The organism is Pseudidiomarina insulisalsae (assembly GCF_003987065.1).
GTDB lineage: Bacteria > Pseudomonadota > Gammaproteobacteria > Enterobacterales > Alteromonadaceae > Pseudidiomarina > Pseudidiomarina insulisalsae.
In genome coordinates this window covers 13,141-30,306 of sequence record NZ_PIPY01000014.1, presented here as the reverse complement: position 1 = coordinate 30,306, position 17,166 = coordinate 13,141, and the positions used below count along the sequence as shown (strand labels likewise).

Below are 17,166 nucleotides of genomic sequence, written 5' to 3'. Positions count from 1 at the left end.
ATTTTCTCGTACCTGACTAAAAGGGTCAAGTATTGCGCCCCCCGACAAGCTCACTCCATAAAAATAGGCGCTCAAGGGTTTTGTTGCTGCCTTCTTCCAGTTCGACAACTAAGCGCACCTGTTCCGGCGCAAAGTCGGTGGGTAACTGAAAACTTCCGGTCTGCACCTTAAAGTAACGCATGCTGAACTCTTTTTCAGCCGGGTCCAGAGCGGCCAGCTCGTACAGATCAAAACTCAGCGCTTCACCGTCAGGGCCGCGTCCTTCCAATCGGGCGCTCACTGTCCCTTTGACATAACCGCGCTGACGATTGGTTTGCAGTACCGCCAGACGAAACTGGTAGTGCCCTTCCTGCGCCAGCGACTTCAGCTCGAATTCGTCAATAACAACGCCTTCTGCGGCCAACTCGGGCGCCATAATCTTCTGATAAAAACTTAGCTCACGACGCAGCGCCAGAATCTCGTCCTGGCTGGCCGCTAATTGCTGCTGCAACTGCTCACCAGCGGCCTGCTCAATGCCCAATTCAACCTCGGCAATATGCTGCTGATAATCCGCCGTCTCTGCCTGTTCATACAGGCGCTCCACCTGCGTTTCAAGCTCACTGACGTGATCATGCAGATACCAGTTCTGGCCCATGCCCAGCAGGTAACCGACAGCCAGTGCCAGACTCGCAATAATGCCGACGCGGATGTATTTTTGCTTCTCATTCATAATGGATATTCTTATCATGGCAGAAACGCCATGCTACGCAGCATTGACCCCTGAGGCAAGAACAAGGATTTGCAATGACATTACTTTGGATCAAAGGTCTTCACATCACCTTTATGGTGGCCTGGTTCGCCGGAATTTTCTACCTGCCGCGGCTGTTCGTTTACCATGCCCAGACCCAGTCCGCTGAAGTCAGCGCGCAACTGAAAGTGATGGAGCGCCGGCTACTGTATTTCGTCACTCCTTTCGCCATTCTGACCCTGGTTTTTGGCCTCTGGCTGATGATTGCCTATGGCAGCGCGTGGCTCGCTGCCAGCGGTTGGATGCACGTAAAGCTGGTGTTGGTCGCCCTGCTGTACGGCTATCATATCTACTGCTTTAAATTACTCGCGGACTTCGCTCATGATCGCAATCGCCGCAGCCACAAATTTTATCGCGTGTTCAACGAGGTTCCGGTACTGGCACTGTTTGCGATCGTTCTGCTGGCAGTGGTAAAGCCCTTTTAATCAGCAACATTCTTTTTGGCCGTCATCTCTGCTAAGATAACGGCCCAGTGTTTGAACACCATTTCTCAACTCACTGAGGCCGCACGACATGAATTTCACTGGCGCCAACATTCTTTCTGTCGAACAATTTCATCGCGATAGTATTGAGCAGATTTTTGAGGTCGCTGACCGAATGCTGCCCTATGCCCGCCGCCAAAAGCGCACTCGGGTACTTGACGGAGCTATTCTCGGCAACCTGTTTTTCGAACCCTCGACCCGTACGCGCGTAAGTTTTGGTACCGCCTTTAACCTGCTCGGCGGCGAAGTTCGCGAAACCACTGGTATGGAAAGCTCAGCTCTGGCAAAAGGCGAGTCGCTATACGACACCGCCCGGGTGCTGAGTAGTTACAGTGATGTGATTGCCATGCGTCACCCCAAGTCCGGTTCGGTCGCAGAATTCGCCCAGGGGAGTCGGGTTCCGGTGATTAATGGCGGGGATGGTGCCAATGAGCACCCAACCCAGGCGCTGCTCGATTTATACACCATCAAAAAAGAACTTGCGTACCACGGCCACAGTGTCGATGGCATGCACATCTGTATGATGGGCGATCTGAAATTCGGCCGTACCGTGCACTCGTTGTCACGCTTGCTCGCCCTTTACGACAACATTCGGTTTACCCTGATTTCGCCACGCGAACTAATGATGCCTGACAGCGTTCTGGCGGTCATTGAGAAGGCCGGTCACGAAGTCACTGTCACCGACCAGGTCAGCGGCAGCTCCGATGCCGATATCGTCTATCAGACCCGGATTCAGCAAGAGCGCTTCACATCGCCCGCCGAAGCTGATCAATATCGCGGTAAATTTCGTTTAAATAGTGAAATTTATACCCGGCACTACAAACCCAACACGGTCATCATGCACCCCTTGCCGCGTGACTCGCGGGCAGAGGCCAATGAGCTGGATAACGACCTGAATCAGCACCCGAACCTGGCTATTTTCCGCCAGGCCGACAACGGTGTGTTGATCCGGATGGCGTTATTTGCGCTGACTCTTGGGGTTGCCGATCAAGTCGAAAAATACGAATGCGAAGTTAACTGGTACAGTGACAAGCGCAACGTTTAACACCATCGAAAAAGAGGATCACGATGTCTCGATCTGAAGACTTATTTGCCCAAGCACAACTGACCATTCCCGGTGGCGTGAACTCACCGGTGCGCGCGTTTAACGGCGTAGGCGGTTCACCGATTTTTATTGAGCGCGCCGACGGTGCCTACATGTATGACGCTGACGGTCAGCGCTACATTGATTACGTTGGCTCATGGGGCCCGATGATCCTTGGTCATAATAACGCCGCCATCCGCGAAGCAACGCATGCTGCGGTCGAGCGTGGCCTGAGCTTTGGCACCCCCACCGCCAGCGAAATTACGATGGCGGAAAAAATTAAAGCGCTGGTGCCGTCTATCGAAAAGGTCCGGATGGTCAATTCAGGCACAGAAGCGACAATGACCGCTATCCGGCTGGCACGTGGTTACACCGGGCGCGATAAGATTCTCAAATTTGAAGGTTGTTATCACGGTCATGCTGATGCCTTATTGGTAAAAGCGGGCTCTGGTGCGCTGACCCTTGGCGTACCAAACTCTCCCGGTATCCCTGAGGATTTCGCCAAGCATACGCTAACGGTCACCTTTAACGATCTTGAATCGGTACGTAAAGTCTTTGCTGAAGTTGGCGACGAAATTGCCACTATCATCGTCGAGCCTGTGGCCGGTAACATGAACTGTATTCCTCCGGCGCCCGGCTTTCTGGAAGGTCTGCGCGACATCTGTGACGAGTATGGTAGCGTGTTGATTTTTGACGAGGTGATGTCCGGTTTTCGTGTCGCCCGTGGTGGCGCCCAGGAGTATTACCAGGTAACACCAGACCTGACCACGTTAGGTAAAGTCATCGGCGGCGGTATGCCGGTGGGCGCCTTTGGCGGTAAACGCGAAATTATGGATTACATTGCACCGGTAGGTCCGGTTTATCAGGCAGGCACCTTGTCCGGTAATCCGGTGGCCATGGCAGCGGGTCTGGCGGCACTGAATCAGTTAGATGACGAAAAGCTTTACCCACAACTAAACGCCAAGGTCACCCGTCTGTTAGATGGCATGCAGCAGTTGGCTGATGAAGCCGGCATACCATTCACGACCAATCGCGCCGGCGCTTCGATGTTTGGCTTCTTCTTTACTGATGCCGACGAAGTGACCACTTACCAACAGGCGACCCAGTGCAATATGGAACATTTCCGGAAGTTCTATCACAGTATGTTGCGCCAGGGCGTTTATCTGGCACCTTCTGCTTTTGAAGCAGGCTTTATGTCAGCGGCACACAGCGATGCCGACATTGAGGCGACTCTGGCGGCAGCAAAAACAGCCTTTGCCGAGTTGAAAGCTTAACTCGCAGCGACACTGTCATGGTGGTCAGAATAGTTTCTGCCACCATGATTTCTCTTCAATCATTCCTTCACAGTTGGTATCTTCCGGAAGCTGTTGTGGAAAAGCCGGGAATACCCGTTTTTCATCACAATGCATGGGTATCGGCACTCCTGTTTGTGGATGAAACGCCTGCTCCTGTAACGGTGACGGTGGTGTCGTCGCTAACGGAACCACGCCCAGCTGGCTAAAGGTGTTCGCCACCACAGGTAATGCCCCACTGGCGCCGGTCAGCCCAATCGGTTGATTATCGTCGCGGCCGAGCCATACGGTGACGAGGCGTTCATGGTCATAAGCGACAAACCAGCTGTCGCGATAGTCATTGGTGGTGCCACTTTTACCGGCCAGAGCATCACGACCGAAAAGTTGTGCCAGATGCTTGCCGGTTCCCTCATTCACAACACCGCGTAAACCGTAATTCACCAGCGCCGCCGTCAACGGATCGAACACCTCAACGCCCGCGCCGGGCTGATGCTGATAAAAACGTAGTCCGGAATGATCGGTCAGCGCGGCAATGGTCGTGTACCGACGATAACGGCCATAGTGCGCCCAGACACCATAAAGTTCACTGACCTGCAGCGGCGACAACTCGACCGAGCCAAGGGTCAGTGACGGCACTGCAGGAATGGGTGAAGTGACGCCGGCACGACGCAGTTTCGCCACCACATTTTCGATGCCGGCTTCAAGTCCAAGTCGCACTGCAGGTATATTGCGCGACTGCGCTAACGCATCGTACAGCATAATGCTGCCGACATATTCGCCATCATAATTCTCCGGCTGCCAGCGCTGGCCGTTGACACTTTCCAGCTCAATCGGCGCGTCAGTGATGATGGTGCCCAGGTGATAGCTGCCGGGTTGCGCCAGCGCTAAGCCGTAAATAACCGGTTTAATTAGCGACCCGACCTGGCGCATGGCGCCGGTAGCGCGGTTAAAGCCGACCTGTTGCCGGTTACGATCACCCACTAATGCTACCAGGCTGGCCCGCTGATGATCGGCAATCACTGCTGCCACCTGCAGCGCATCACTTTGCTTAAAGCGTGGAAGCTGCTCGGCAATGCTGCTCTCAACCGCCTGTTGTGCCAACGGGTCGAAATAGGTAAAGACTCTGAGTCCCTGCGGCTCAGTAGCGCCCGTCAGCTGCAATTCAGCAAGATCTTTCTTTACCTGCGCCAGATAATGAGGGGCCCAGCTGCGGCCCTGGCGCTCAGGTTTTGGCGGTACCAGACGCTCATCTAACGCGGCCAGATAAGCAGGCTGACTGATCAGCTGCTGGGCAAACATTAGCTGCAAAATCATATCGCGGCGTTGCTGCACGCGTTCGGGATAACGATGCGGATTGTAATACGAAGGCCCTTTGACAATGGCCACCAGCATGGCAATTTCCGCGGGCGTTAACTCTTCGACTTGCTTACCAAAGTAATAACGGCTGGCCAGCCCGACGCCGTGAATAGCCCGTCCGCCGTCCTGCCCGAAGTAAATTTCGTTAAAGTAAGTTTCTAAAATTTCATCTTTGCTAAAGCGAAAGTCGATAATCAGCGCCATCAGCGCCTCATTGGCTTTTCGCCACAAGGTTTGTTCACGACTCAGGTAAAGGTTTTTGACCAGTTGTTGGGTGAGCGTGCTGCCGCCCTGTACCGTATCCATTGCCGCCAGATTCGCAAGTGCCGCGCGGCCGATCGATGACAAGGACACGCCGGCGTGATGGTAAAAGTCACGATCTTCGACCAGCAGCAGTGTTTCAATCAGTAGGCTTGGTAAGCGTTCCAGTCCCAACAGCAGCCGGTCTTCACCGTTGTCACCGGTCACCTGGCCCAGTACCAGCGGATCAAGCTGAAACTGACTCAGCAGGCGTTCCTCCGGCAGACTGACGACCTGGTCGATACGCCCCTGGTTAAAACCCACGCGCACTTTGCGTGCCATTTGCGGACCATCAGCAAAGTCAAACGGACGGCGATGGATAACAATACTGCTGCCCTGTTGCTGAAAGGTGCCGCTCTGATGTAACGCCGCGCTCTCGCGGTAGCGCAGTTGCTGCAGCTCTTCGATCAGTTGCTGAGGGCGTAGCGGTGCCAGTGGTTGTAGCGTAAGCGGACGCGCGTAAACAATCGCGGACGCCTCGTAGCGCTCAGTGGCAAAACGCTGCGTCAGCGAGCTGTCCAGGTAAATCGCATAAAAGCCCAGAAGCGCAATGAGGGCAATACCTAGCTTGGTGAGAGTAACCAACAAATAACGCATACACCTTCCAGTCAGAAGTTAATTCTCGTTGTTTAACATCCGCTTGGTTTTTTGCGTTGCCTGCGCCTGCAGCGGATCATCGGGCCAGGGGTGCTTAGGATAGCGCCCTTTCATTTCTTTTTTTACCTGTTGATAAGCATTTTGCCAAAAACTTGCTAAATCGGCGGTGCGCTGCAGCGGCCGCTGCGCCGGTGACAGCAATTCCAGCACCAGGATGACCCGGCCACGACAGAGGCTGGGCGATACCGGCTCGCCGAAGACTTCCTGTAGTTTTAATGCCACCAGCGGCGCGGGCTGACTGTAATCAATGCGATGTCGCAGACCGCTGGGAGCCTGCCAGTGGGTCGGGCAATACTCATTCAGCAGCTGCTGCTGGGAAAAATTAAGACGCGCCTGTAACGCTGGCAAAGGCGACCACTGACGCAGTTCTGCAAGACTGCTGATCTGAGTCCAGTAGGGCGCTGCCCACTCCGCCAGTTGTTGCTGTAGCGCCGGGGCGCTGAAATCAGGCCAGTCGCGTCTCTCCTGCGCAGCAAGGTGTTGTGCCGCCAGGCGTACCCGGCTCAGGTAACTCTGTACCGGTTCAGCAGCGAGCAGCTCAGCCAGTAGTTCGGTGCCACGGCGTTGCACCCACTCAACCAGCAGCTGTACCCGCTCTGTTGCATCGGGCTGCTGGCTGGCCGGCCGTTTTGCTAAGACTAAGGCACCCAGGCGTTGACTTTCGATAGCCTGCAGGCGTTGTTTGGGTCCGCTGAGCTCAAATTCAGTGCGCCAGGCAAGCGACAGCGCCGGGTGGCGTAAGTCCGCTTCGGTTAAATTGATGAAATCGCCAATGATGGCGTCGGGCTGGCGATCAGTAAAGCTCATGCTTAGCAGCAAAATAAGCGCATCGGCCGCGCGGGCGTCCTGATGGTGTAGTTGCGCACCACCGCCATAAGCAACCAGATAACCACCCGTGGCGCTGCGGCGTCGGGCGACCCGATCCGGATACCCCCACAGTGCCAACCTGGTAGCCTGGCTAAGGTCAAGTTGCTCGCAGGCTTCGGTGACTTGCAGCTTGCTGCGCCACCATTGCAGGCGTTGGCGTTGCTCACCCTTAAGCTGTGACGCGGTCAGTGGAAATGACTGCCCGCGATGGCCGCTGGCCTCCAGTTGCGCCAGCAACAAAGCCGCCTGCGCGCGCTCTGGTTGGGCCGCCTTACGGGCGGCGACGGCAATCCGCGCCAAACGCGGGTCATTGCCATAGGCTGCGACCTGCTGGCCAACAACGGTGAGTTGCCCCTGTTCGTCCAGCACGCCCAGTTGTTGTAGCAGGTCATCTGCCACCTGCAGGTGCACCGGGTTCGGCTCACTAAAGAACCTGAGTTCAGCAACCGAACTCCCCCAGCGTTTCGCCTCCAGTAGCAGGCCGGAAAGATCATCGGTAGCAATTGCCGGCGCGTCGAACTCACGCATGCCCGGCTCATCGTTGCTGGCCCATAAACGCAGGCAGCGTCCCGGCCCCAGTCGTCCCGCGCGACCGGCGCGCTGGGTGGCGGAAGCTTTACTGATCCGTTTGGTAAGTAAACGTGAAACCCCGTGCCGGGGTGAAAATTCTGAGCGGCGCTCCCAACCACTGTCGACGACCACGTCGATACCCGGAATAGTCAGACTGGTCTCGGCAATATTAGTCGCCAACACTACTTTTTTGCGGCCGTCCGCCGCGGGCGCGAGCGCCGCCTGTTGTGCCGCCAGCGGCAGTTGCCGGTGCAGTGGCAAGATATCGCATTCATGACTTAGCTCAAGGCGCTCACTCAGGTAACTGATTTCGCGCCAACCGGGTAAAAACACCAACACGCCCTGCTCCGCCTGACGCGCAGCACGCTGCACAACATCGACGGCATGGCGCAGCCAGTCGGTTTGTAAGGGCACCGGATGATGCTCAATGCTAATCGGGTGCTGACGACCCGCGCTGCTCAGCACCCGGGCGTCACCCAGCCAGTCGGCGATAGCTTGTGCGGGCAAGGTTGCAGACATGACCAGCACCGCCAGATCAGGCCGCAACGCCAGCGCTTCTTGCAGCATCGCCAAACCAAGATCACTATAAAGATTACGTTCGTGGAATTCGTCAAAAATGACCACACCGACGCCGCTGAGCTCAGGGTCTTGTTGCAGATACTGAGTGAAGGTGCCTTCAGTAACAATCAGTAAGCGGGTGTTGGAGTCATAGCGGGCGTCGCCGCGCACATGATAGCCAACGGTGGCGCCTACCTTTTCACCCAACTGGCGGGCGAGAAAGTGAGCAATCGATAAGGCAGCCACGCGACGTGGCTGCAATAGCAAGATGCGCTGCTGTTGCCAGGCTTCAGCCTGCAGCAAAGCCAATGGCAGAGCGGTCGACTTGCCGGCGCCGGGCGGCGCCTGCAACACCAGTTTGTGCCCCGGTAACTGGGCAATCAGCTCAGGCAGTAAGGCAACAACTGGTAAGTCCTGACCGCTTGTCACGTAAAGTTTCCGGGGTTAGTCGTTCAGCAGCGCCGCAATGGTGCGTACGCCAAGTGCGGTTGCCCCTGTCGCCCACATTGCATTCGCGCTGTTATGATAAGCGCCGGCAATATCAAAGTGTAACCAGCCCTGACCATCGCGCGGGGCAAAGCGCAGTAAGAAACCCGCGGCATTACTGGCACCACCGCTACCACCGCCTTTTTGCGGGCGGCTATTGGCGCAATCGGCGAAGGCTGACGGGGTATTTTCTTTATGCCAGGGTTGCAGCGGCAGGCGCCATAGGTTTTCGCGCTGCGCGGCTGCGGTACTCAGTGCTTTATTGGCCAGCTCATCGTCGACACTGAACAGGGCATTGTACTCGTTACCCACCGCAACCTGCGCGGCACCGGTTAAGGTGGCTGCGTCAATAATACGTTTAGCACCGGTCTCACCCGCATAAAGCAGGCCATCGGCCAGCACCAGACGGCCCTCAGCATCGGTATTGACCACTTCGACGGTGGTACCGTTTTTATAGGTAATCACATCACCGAGTTTATAGGCAGTGCCGTCCACCAGGTTTTCGGCACAACACAGAACCAGTTGTACGCGCTTCTGCAGGCCTTGCTCGACCGCCAATGCCAGTGCGCCGGCCACGGTTGCCGCGCCGCCCATGTCACATTTCATCGCCAGCATACCTTCACTGGACTTCAGGCTGTAACCACCCGAGTCAAAGGTGATGCCTTTACCGATCAGTACGGTATCAACTTCAGCATCAGCATTGTTAGTGGGGTTATAATCAAGCACCAACATGCAGGGTGCGTGTTTACTGGCGCGACCTACAGTGTGAATGCCCATCCAACCTTCTTGCTTCAGGTCGTCGCCCATAATGACTTTACTGCTTACCTGATCAGGCGCAATGGACTCAAGCTTTTCCGCCACGCGCTTGGCCAGCGACTCAGGATAGATGTCAGCCGGTGGCAGGTTAATAAGTTCCCGGGTCCAGTTAACGATATTACGGGTCTGACTTAGTGCCTCCGCATTGCTGGCCCATTGCAGTTTATTCTTACTACGGGTGTCGGTGTAGCCATTGGCAAAGGCCCATTGGCGCTCAAAGTCCCATCCTTCACCGCTTAGCTGTACCGAGGCGATACCGAGATTGTCCAATTGGCGTCCGGCTTTTTGAACCTTGCGCAAATTTTCGCCTTCATTGGCGCTCAAATAGATGGTCGCGCCGTTTTCGTTGACGATAACTGGTGCAGATTTTTTCCAGCTTGCGTCGGAAAACTCTTGTTGAACAACAAAAACAGCTAGTGCAGTAGACATGGTAAACAGCTCCCATTAAGGTTGCGAATCATTTAACGTAATCGTATCTAAGCTACATGAGGCTGACAATGCAGTTTGACAACCCCTTGCAGCAAGCTTTTTTAGTGCGCCGCTACAAACGCTTTCTGGCTGACGTCTATCATCCGGACTGGCCTGAACATAGTACACCAGAGCAGCCGCTGACCGTGCACTGCCCTAATACCGGCGCTATGACCGGTTGTGCCGAAGCGGACATGAAAGTGTGGCTAAGTGCATCTGAGAACCCCAAGCGCAAGTACCGCTACACCTGGGAGTTGGCGCAAACCCAGGCGGGAAACCGAATTTGCATTAACACCCACCGCGCTAACACCGTGGTTGGCGAGGCCTTACTCACCGGCAAATTGGCAGCACTGAGCGATCTCAGCGCACTACAACCAGAGCAACGCTATGGCTATGACAACCGGCGCATTGACTGGCTGGCCACAGACTCCTGCGGCCGTAAGGTCTTTATTGAAGTGAAAAGCGTCACCCTGGCTGAGGGCAGCCAGGGCTATTTTCCTGATACCGTGAGTAAACGCGCCAGTGAACATCTGAAAAGTTTAATGACGATGGCCAATGAGGGCCATCGCGCCGTCGTCGTGTATTGTGTCTTCCATAGTGCGGTTGAACAGGTCAGCGCAGCTGACCACTGTGACCCTGAGTATGCGCGTACCGCAGTGCAAGCCAGACAACAAGGTGTTGAATTCTATGCTGTTCAGTGTGCAATCAGCGCTGAGGGCATTACTGTGGTGGGTGAATTACCGGTGCAAACCCGCAATAAATAAAATTGCGCAGCTGTTTGCTTTCTGGTATATGTACCGACCTTTTTGAAGAACCATCTCATACAGGAGATCCACAATGCCTCAAGGAACGCCGAAAAAAGCTCATGGCATTTTGGCACAAGCTGGCCTGGAACCTTATCAGGAACAGCCGAACGAAGAGTATATGAACGAGAAGCAGCGCGCGCACTTCCGCAAAATTCTGGAAGTCTGGCGTAATCAGCTGCGTGAGGAAGTGGACCGCACCGTGCACCACATGAAAGATGAGGCCGCGAACTTTCCTGATCCGGTCGATCGTGCTGCACAGGAAGAAGAATTCAGTCTCGAGCTGCGTACCCGCGACCGCGAGCGTAAGCTGATCAAGAAAATTGAGAAGACGCTGCAGCAAATCGAAGCAGACGATTTTGGCTTTTGTGACCAGTGTGGCATTGAAATTGGTATCCGCCGCTTAGAAGCGCGACCGACTGCCGACTTATGTGTCGACTGCAAAACACTTGCTGAAATTAAAGAGAAGCAATTAACCGGCGCCTGATATGGCGACGCCTCAGCCTTATTGTGGACGCTTCGCCCCGACCCCGTCGGGGCCGCTACATTTTGGCTCGTTGGTTGCTGCAGTGGCCAGCTATCTGGACGCACAGGCGCATCAGGGCCGCTGGCTGGTCCGCATTGAAGATGTTGATAAGCCGCGGGCAGTGCCTGGTGCCGCTGATGTCATTCTGCGCCAGCTCGAAGCACACGGCCTGCACTGGGACGGTGAGGTGCTGTTGCAGTCTCAACGCGACGCGGCATATCAGGCAGCTCTGGATGAACTGCAACGCCGGCAATTAAGTTATTACTGCACCTGCACTCGCAAGCAGGTTAAAGCGCGCGGGCCCTATTACACCGGCTACTGCCGCGATAAGCAGCGTCCGCCGCAAGGCTCCGCCATTCGTTTTCGTAACGACACTCCCATCTGTAGCTTCAGCGACCGCTGGCAAGGCCAGGTCACTATTGAGCCTGCCTTCGCCAGTGAAGACTTTGTTTTATATCGCCGTGATCAACTGTACACCTATCAGCTGGCAGTGGTGGTTGACGATCTGGAGCAGGGGGTGACCGATCTGGTGCGCGGCGCCGATTTACTGACGCCCACCGCCTGGCAGCTCACCCTCTGGCAACAACTTAGCAAGCGTACGCCGCGCTTGCTGCATGTTCCTTTAGCGCTCGACGCCCAAGGACAGAAGCTGAGTAAGCAAAATCATGCGCCCCCCTTAACTGAGCATCAGGTTGCTGAGCAACTACAGGCCGCATTTCGCTTTTTACAGCTGCCAGAAGTAGTTGCAACTGACGACCCGAGCGTAATGCTACAGCAGGCCACCGCGAGCTGGCGCACAAAGTATCTTTCCTGAACGTAAAGGATTGGCTACAATACGACTGTTTTTACCGCAGTTGTCGATTAGGAGACACGACCATTATCAAACGCATCAAAGCTCTCGCGCGCAAAGCGCTTGGTTCCAGCGAAGAGGCAGCCTCACTGCCGGCAAATATTCTTGCTAAGCCTCTGGTCATCTCCCGCGATCAGCACCCCATTTCACGCAAAGATATTGCCGAACCTGCGCTTAAAGTTCTCTATCGGCTGCATAAGGCCGGCTTTGATGCCTATCTGGTGGGCGGCTGCGTGCGTGATTTGTTATTGGGAATTCAGCCCAAAGATTTTGACGTCGCGACCAGCGCGCGGCCGGAGCAGGTGCAGAAACTGTTCCGTAATTGCCGGCTGGTAGGCCGCCGCTTCCGCCTTGCGCATATTATGTTTGGCCGCGAGGTCATTGAAGTCGCGACTTTCCGCGGTCACCACGACGACGACAACGACGATGCTACCAAGCATGCCAAGCGTGACGCTCAGGGCATGCTGGTGCGTGACAATGTGTATGGCTCTATTGAAGAAGATGCGCAGCGGCGCGACTTTACCGTTAACGCCCTCTATTACAATATTGCCGACTTTGCCATTTACGATTTTGCCAACGGTATGCGCGATATCGAAGCGGGCGTACTGCGAATGATCGGCGACGCCGAAAACCGCTATCGTGAAGACCCGGTGCGTATGCTGCGCGCAATACGATTCGCCACCAAGCTATCGATGCGCATGGACGACAGTGTTGCGAAGCCGATCGCCGAGCATGCGTCGCTGCTGCAGAATATTCCCCCGGCACGCTTATTCGAAGAATGCCTGAAGTTATTTACCGCCGGCAAAGCGCTGGCGAATTTCGAGCTGCTGTCGGAATATCACTTATTCCAACAGCTGTTCCCAATGCTGAAAAGCTATTTGCAAGCGCCTGACGAAGCCCCCTATCAGATGCTCCGGCAAACCTTCGCCGACACTGACAGCCGTATTAACCAGGGCCTGAGTATTACCCCGGCATATTTGTTTGCCGCGCTGCTCTGGTGGCCGTTACAGGCGCGTATGGAACAGCTGATGGCAGAGAGTGGTCTGCCACCGGTCGATGCGATGAATATTGCTGCCGCCGATGTTTTTGGTCGCCAGGTACAGACCGTCGCCATTCCGAAACGCTTTACCATCCCGGCGCGCGAAATCTGGCAACTTCAGCAACGCTTTGAGCGCGCGAAAGGTAAGCGCGTACAAAGTTTACTGGGCCATCCACGTTTTCGTGCCGCCTATGACTTTTTATTATTGCGTACCGCTACCGCCACGCCACTGGAGCGCAAGCAACTCAACCCGCAAGCGCAGTTCTGGACCGAGCAGCAACAGCAAGCGCCAGCAACGGAGTCTCACAAGCCTGGCAAAAAACGTGGTCGTCGCGGGGGTCGACGCCGCCGCGGTGGTAACGCGAAACGCGGGAAAGACGATAGCTCAGCGTCATGAAAACCGTGTTTATTGCGTTAGGTGCCAATCTGGGTGAGCCGGTGGCTACCCTGACCCAATTGTTGCAACAACTGCGTGATGACCCTCATCTGGCGCAGGTTGAGTGTTCCAGTTTTTATCGGAGTAAGCCGATGGGTCCTCAGGATCAGCCCGATTATGTGAACGCTGTGCTACGCGCGCAGACTTCGCTGGCCCCACTGGATTTACTGGATCATCTGCAAGCGCTCGAGAAGCAGTTTGGCCGTGTGCGTAACCGGCGTTGGGGCGAGCGTACCCTCGACCTCGACCTGCTGTTGTTTGCCGAATTAGAGCTGGCGTTGCCACGTCTGACCATTCCCCATCCGGGCCTGAGTCAACGCGATTTTGTGCTGGTGCCGCTGGCTGAAATTGCCAATGATCTGGTGCTGCCCAATGGCCGTCAGGTGAAGCAGTTGGTCGCCGATCTCCCCAATCATGACCTAGTAAAAATTACCTGATACAATCGAAGCATCTTTAGCACTGCGGTAAGGACTGAACATGGCTGCAATGACCATCGCCAAACTCGCAAAAATGAAAGCTGAGGGCGACAAAATTGCCTCTCTTACGGCCTATGACGCTTCATTTTCCAAGTTATTCAGCCAACATGGCGTCGACTTTATGCTGGTGGGTGACTCGCTGGGCAATGTCGTGCTTGGCGCTTCAAGTACATTGCCGGTGACCACCGAAAATATCGCCTATCATACCCGTGCCGTGCGTAACGGCGCGCCCGAAGCCTTTGTCATTGCTGACATGCCGTTTATGAGTTATGCCACACCTGAGCAGGCCTGTCAGGAAGCTGCAACACTCATGCGGGCCGGAGCGAATATGGTCAAACTGGAGGGCGGCGACTGGTTGCTGGACACTATCCGGCAACTGGTGACACACGGCGTTCCGGTTTGTGCGCATTTGGGGTTATTACCACAGTCGGTGAATGTACTTGGCGGCTATAAGGTGCAGGGAAAGGAAGCCAGCGCTGCGGAAAATACCTTGCGTCAGGCACTGGCCTTACAAGAAGCCGGCGCGCAGATGTTAGTGCTGGAGTGTGTTCCTGCCTCTTTAGCCAAGCGCATCACCGAGCAGCTATCGATTCCGACCATTGGCATCGGCGCCGGTAAGGACTGTGACGGTCAGATTCTGGTCATGCACGACATGCTTGGCCTGAACAGCGACTATCTGCCTAAATTCGTCAAAGACTTTCTTGCCGAAGCGGGCGATCTTGCCGCTGCCGTAGAGCTTTATGTACGACAGGTCAAAGATGGCAGCTTTCCGGGTCCCGAACACAGCTTTAAGGGGTAACCAATGCAGTTATTCAAGAACCTGGAAGAACTGCGCGGCTGGCGTGGTCAGCAAAGTGGCCGTGTTGTGCTGGTGCCGACCATGGGGAACCTCCATGAAGGCCACCTGAAACTGGTTGATCTGGCTAAGCTCCACGGCGATCAGGTGGTGGTCAGTATTTTCATTAACCCATTACAATTTGGCGCCAATGAGGATCTCGACAGCTATCCGCGTACGCTCGAAGCAGACTGTCAGGCGCTGGCAGAACGTGGTGCCGACGCCGTCTTCGCGCCGCAGGTCAGCGACGTCTACCCGCGCGGCTTACATGCACAAACCTTTATTGAAGTGCCCGGTATCTCCGAACTGCTTTGTGGCGCCAGCCGACCCGGACATTTTCGCGGCGTAGCCACAATTGTTGCCAAGTTATTCAACATGGTACAACCGCAGGTCGCCATTTTTGGGGAAAAAGATTATCAGCAGTTACAGGTCATTCGCCTGATGACACTGGACCTTAGTCTGCCTGTGGATATTATCGGTATGCCGACCGAGCGCGCGGAAGACGGCCTAGCGCTTAGCTCACGTAACGGTTATTTGTCGACGTCCGAGCGGGCGTTGGCACCCGCGCTGTACGCAACATTGCAACAGCTGGCCAATGCTGTTGGCGCTGGTACCTTAGCGCCGGATATCGCGGTTGCTGAAGCGCGGCAACAGCTAGCTGATAAAGGCTTCCGGGTTGATTATCTTGAACTGCGCCGACAGCAGGATTTGCAGCCGGCGACCCCGGAAGACACAGAGCTGGTGGTACTGGCTGCCGCCTTTTTAGGGCGCACCCGCTTAATCGACAACCTAACCTTTACGCGTAACTACTAATAGTTGCGCGACAGTAGGCCAAGCTCCCGCATTTCAGTATGCAGCGCGCCACGCAGACTGACTGCCTGGCTGGCAATTTCACGCTGCTCTTCCAGCACCTCGCGCAACATCTGCTCAGTGGTGAGTGGATTCGCCAGCACGACACGAAAAACCACGGTCGGTTCGCGGCCGTAATGCGCCGGGTTCAGCTTGGTACGCGAAACAAAAGAGCGCCCTGCTTCCCGTTGCCGCTTCTGGATAAACCGCGTTAACGCGTTCAGATGAGGGGTTAACCGCCGCACCTGCTCCGGCGTGGCATCGGCCAGCGCTTGTTTTACCTGACTGGGAACAAAGCGATAAGTGAGCAAACACAACTGTGGCTCAGTGACGACTTCAAAGTCATCCTGCGCCGCAATCAAGCGGGCAAACAACCGGGCCTTCTCAATACTTTTATCAATCAGTAATTCGTAGCCGCACCTTCCCATCACATGCATCGCTGAGTAGACCAGCATGGCCATACCGGGGCGTGAGCCCTCCATCGTATGCGCACCCAAATCTTTCGAGCCGTGGCGGATGACGTATTCGGCATGGTGTTCAATCGCTCGTACCATTCCCGGCTCTTTAAACAGCACCATGCCCGCGCCCATCGGCACATACATTTGTTTATGGGCATCAATAGTGACACTGTCGGCGCGCTCCACCCCGGCCAACAACTGCCGATGCTGCTCAGACATCAGCGTGGCGCCACCCCAGGCGGCGTCGACATGGAAATGGGCCTGGATTTCAGCGGCATAGTCAGCCAGCTCGGCTAACGGGTCAATATGACCGGTTTCAGTGGTTCCGCCCACACCGACAATGGCCAGCACTTTGCCACCGTCAGCGGCGACCTGCTCGCAGGCCTCACGTAATTTATCCATCCGGATACGGTTATGATCGTCGGTGGCGACGCCTATCAGGTTCTTACGGCCAATGCCAAGTACATCGGCGGCTTTGGCCAGGGAATAGTGACCCCGCTCTGACACCATAATCGTTAAACGCTTATAGCCGTAGTGTTGCAAGCCTGCGGCAATGCCCTCGGCAGCGACACCAGCGAAACCATTATCGGGCTTAAGCAGCAGGTTGCGGGCCACCCACAGCGCAGTGATATTCGCTACCGTACCGCCCGAGCACATCGCGCCGAGTGAATGCTGCGCACTGTGCATCCAGCGCCGGTAAAAACTCTCGTCACGACGGTAGACCAGATTATGCAGCATACCCAGCACATTACGTTCCAGCGGCGTGAAGGCTTTTGATGTCTCAATTTTTACCAGATTCTGGTTCAGACCGACCATGAGCTTGGCGAGCGGCAACAAAAAATACGGCAATGCCGAGGTCATGTGGCCGATAAAGCGTGGTGACGAGGTGTGGACCGAGTGCGCGACCAGGTTATTCAATAAAAACTCGGTGTGGTCAGAAACATAACGCGGCTGCTCCGGCACTTCACTGGCTGAGAAGTTCTGCTCGATCTCATGCAGCGGTTTTTCGCGCGCGACAATATGCTCGCCAAGAAACCCCATCAGGTTCTCAGAAAGATCTTTTTCGATTCGACCTAAGGTCGAGTCCGGAGCCTCGGGTAAGGTGAAGATCTTCAGTAATGCTTCTTCACTTACTTCCGCAAAAACTTTGTCACTCAACGCGTTATCCTTT

At 55.4% G+C, this 17,166-nt stretch carries 15 protein-coding genes; 10 read left to right on the top strand and 5 right to left on the bottom strand.

Annotated features, from left to right (window positions below; translation table 11 throughout):
• Positions 1-25: 25 nt before the first annotated feature.
• Positions 26-709, bottom strand: coding sequence for a DUF6776 family protein (locus tag CWI71_RS11575; protein ID WP_126755431.1), 684 nt, complete (start codon positions 707-709; stop codon positions 26-28).
• Positions 710-783: 74 nt separating this feature from the next.
• Between CWI71_RS11575 and hemJ the strand changes: the two genes are divergently transcribed.
• The 3 genes from hemJ to hemL all read left to right on the top strand — a co-directional run bounded on the left by hemJ (position 784) and on the right by hemL (position 3,627).
• The gene (gene hemJ, locus CWI71_RS11570; protein ID WP_126755430.1) at positions 784-1,212 is read left to right on the top strand and encodes a protoporphyrinogen oxidase HemJ; all 429 of its coding nucleotides are present in this window, start codon (positions 784-786) and stop codon (positions 1,210-1,212) included.
• Between the two features lie 88 nt (positions 1,213-1,300).
• Entirely contained in the window at positions 1,301-2,314 is a 1,014-nt protein-coding gene (locus tag CWI71_RS11565) for an aspartate carbamoyltransferase (RefSeq protein WP_126755429.1), read from the top strand.
• 23 nt (positions 2,315-2,337) lie between these two features.
• Positions 2,338-3,627 (top strand): glutamate-1-semialdehyde 2,1-aminomutase, encoded by a 1,290-nt coding sequence (gene hemL / locus CWI71_RS11560; RefSeq protein WP_126755428.1) that lies wholly within the window; start codon positions 2,338-2,340, stop codon positions 3,625-3,627.
• Positions 3,628-3,651: 24 nt separating this feature from the next.
• Here hemL and mrcB read toward each other — a convergent pair whose 3' ends face one another.
• Genes mrcB through pepB form a run of 3 tightly spaced genes read right to left on the bottom strand, consistent with a single transcriptional unit; the run spans position 3,652 to position 9,684 of the window.
• Positions 3,652-5,898, bottom strand: coding sequence for a penicillin-binding protein 1B (mrcB, locus tag CWI71_RS11555; RefSeq protein ID WP_126755427.1), 2,247 nt, complete (start codon positions 5,896-5,898; stop codon positions 3,652-3,654).
• Between the two features lie 18 nt (positions 5,899-5,916).
• On the bottom strand, positions 5,917-8,382 hold the full coding sequence (gene hrpB, locus CWI71_RS11550) for an ATP-dependent helicase HrpB (protein WP_126755426.1): 2,466 nt from the start codon (positions 8,380-8,382) through the stop codon (positions 5,917-5,919).
• 15 nt (positions 8,383-8,397) lie between these two features.
• The gene (gene pepB / locus CWI71_RS11545; protein WP_126755425.1) at positions 8,398-9,684 is read right to left on the bottom strand and encodes an aminopeptidase PepB; all 1,287 of its coding nucleotides are present in this window, start codon (positions 9,682-9,684) and stop codon (positions 8,398-8,400) included.
• 68 nt (positions 9,685-9,752) lie between these two features.
• Here pepB and sfsA point away from each other — a divergent pair, with 68 nt between their 5' ends.
• From sfsA to panC, 7 genes are all read left to right on the top strand, one after another.
• Positions 9,753-10,487, top strand: coding sequence for a DNA/RNA nuclease SfsA (sfsA, locus tag CWI71_RS11540; RefSeq protein ID WP_126755424.1), 735 nt, complete (start codon positions 9,753-9,755; stop codon positions 10,485-10,487).
• 73 nt (positions 10,488-10,560) lie between these two features.
• Entirely contained in the window at positions 10,561-11,013 is a 453-nt protein-coding gene (gene dksA, locus CWI71_RS11535) for an RNA polymerase-binding protein DksA (RefSeq protein ID WP_126755423.1), read from the top strand.
• Position 11,014: 1 nt separating this feature from the next.
• The gene (gene gluQRS, locus CWI71_RS11530; RefSeq protein ID WP_126755422.1) at positions 11,015-11,866 is read left to right on the top strand and encodes a tRNA glutamyl-Q(34) synthetase GluQRS; all 852 of its coding nucleotides are present in this window, start codon (positions 11,015-11,017) and stop codon (positions 11,864-11,866) included.
• Positions 11,867-12,024: 158 nt separating this feature from the next.
• Positions 12,025-13,338, top strand: a complete 1,314-nt coding sequence (gene pcnB, locus CWI71_RS11525) for a polynucleotide adenylyltransferase PcnB (protein ID WP_126755421.1) — start codon at positions 12,025-12,027, stop codon at positions 13,336-13,338.
• A complete protein-coding gene (gene folK / locus CWI71_RS11520; protein ID WP_126755420.1) occupies positions 13,335-13,814 on the top strand; it encodes a 2-amino-4-hydroxy-6-hydroxymethyldihydropteridine diphosphokinase in 480 nt (159 codons plus the stop codon). Before pcnB ends, folK begins: the two co-directional genes overlap by 4 nt.
• 40 nt (positions 13,815-13,854) lie before the next feature.
• Positions 13,855-14,652, top strand: a complete 798-nt coding sequence (gene panB / locus CWI71_RS11515; RefSeq protein WP_126755419.1) for a 3-methyl-2-oxobutanoate hydroxymethyltransferase — start codon at positions 13,855-13,857, stop codon at positions 14,650-14,652.
• 3 nt (positions 14,653-14,655) lie between these two features.
• On the top strand, positions 14,656-15,501 hold the full coding sequence (panC, locus tag CWI71_RS11510; RefSeq protein WP_126755418.1) for a pantoate--beta-alanine ligase: 846 nt from the start codon (positions 14,656-14,658) through the stop codon (positions 15,499-15,501).
• Here panC and panP read toward each other — a convergent pair.
• The gene (panP, locus tag CWI71_RS11505) at positions 15,498-17,153 is read right to left on the bottom strand and encodes a pyridoxal-dependent aspartate 1-decarboxylase PanP (RefSeq protein ID WP_241967737.1); all 1,656 of its coding nucleotides are present in this window, start codon (positions 17,151-17,153) and stop codon (positions 15,498-15,500) included. The genes panC and panP overlap by 4 nt on opposite strands.
• Positions 17,154-17,166 lie beyond the last annotated feature (13 nt).

Coding starts and splice junctions, on each gene's coding strand:
- CWI71_RS11575 (WP_126755431.1), bottom strand. CDS start 709: ATGAATGAGAAGCAAAAATACATCCGCGTCGGCATTATTGCGAGTCTG.
- hemJ (WP_126755430.1), top strand. CDS start 784: ATGACATTACTTTGGATCAAAGGTCTTCACATCACCTTTATGGTGGCC.
- CWI71_RS11565 (WP_126755429.1), top strand. CDS start 1,301: ATGAATTTCACTGGCGCCAACATTCTTTCTGTCGAACAATTTCATCGC.
- hemL (WP_126755428.1), top strand. CDS start 2,338: ATGTCTCGATCTGAAGACTTATTTGCCCAAGCACAACTGACCATTCCC.
- mrcB (WP_126755427.1), bottom strand. CDS start 5,898: ATGCGTTATTTGTTGGTTACTCTCACCAAGCTAGGTATTGCCCTCATT.
- pepB (WP_126755425.1), bottom strand. CDS start 9,684: ATGTCTACTGCACTAGCTGTTTTTGTTGTTCAACAAGAGTTTTCCGAC.
- sfsA (WP_126755424.1), top strand. CDS start 9,753: ATGCAGTTTGACAACCCCTTGCAGCAAGCTTTTTTAGTGCGCCGCTAC.
- dksA (WP_126755423.1), top strand. CDS start 10,561: ATGCCTCAAGGAACGCCGAAAAAAGCTCATGGCATTTTGGCACAAGCT.
- gluQRS (WP_126755422.1), top strand. CDS start 11,015: ATGGCGACGCCTCAGCCTTATTGTGGACGCTTCGCCCCGACCCCGTCG.
- folK (WP_126755420.1), top strand. CDS start 13,335: ATGAAAACCGTGTTTATTGCGTTAGGTGCCAATCTGGGTGAGCCGGTG.
- panB (WP_126755419.1), top strand. CDS start 13,855: ATGGCTGCAATGACCATCGCCAAACTCGCAAAAATGAAAGCTGAGGGC.
- panC (WP_126755418.1), top strand. CDS start 14,656: ATGCAGTTATTCAAGAACCTGGAAGAACTGCGCGGCTGGCGTGGTCAG.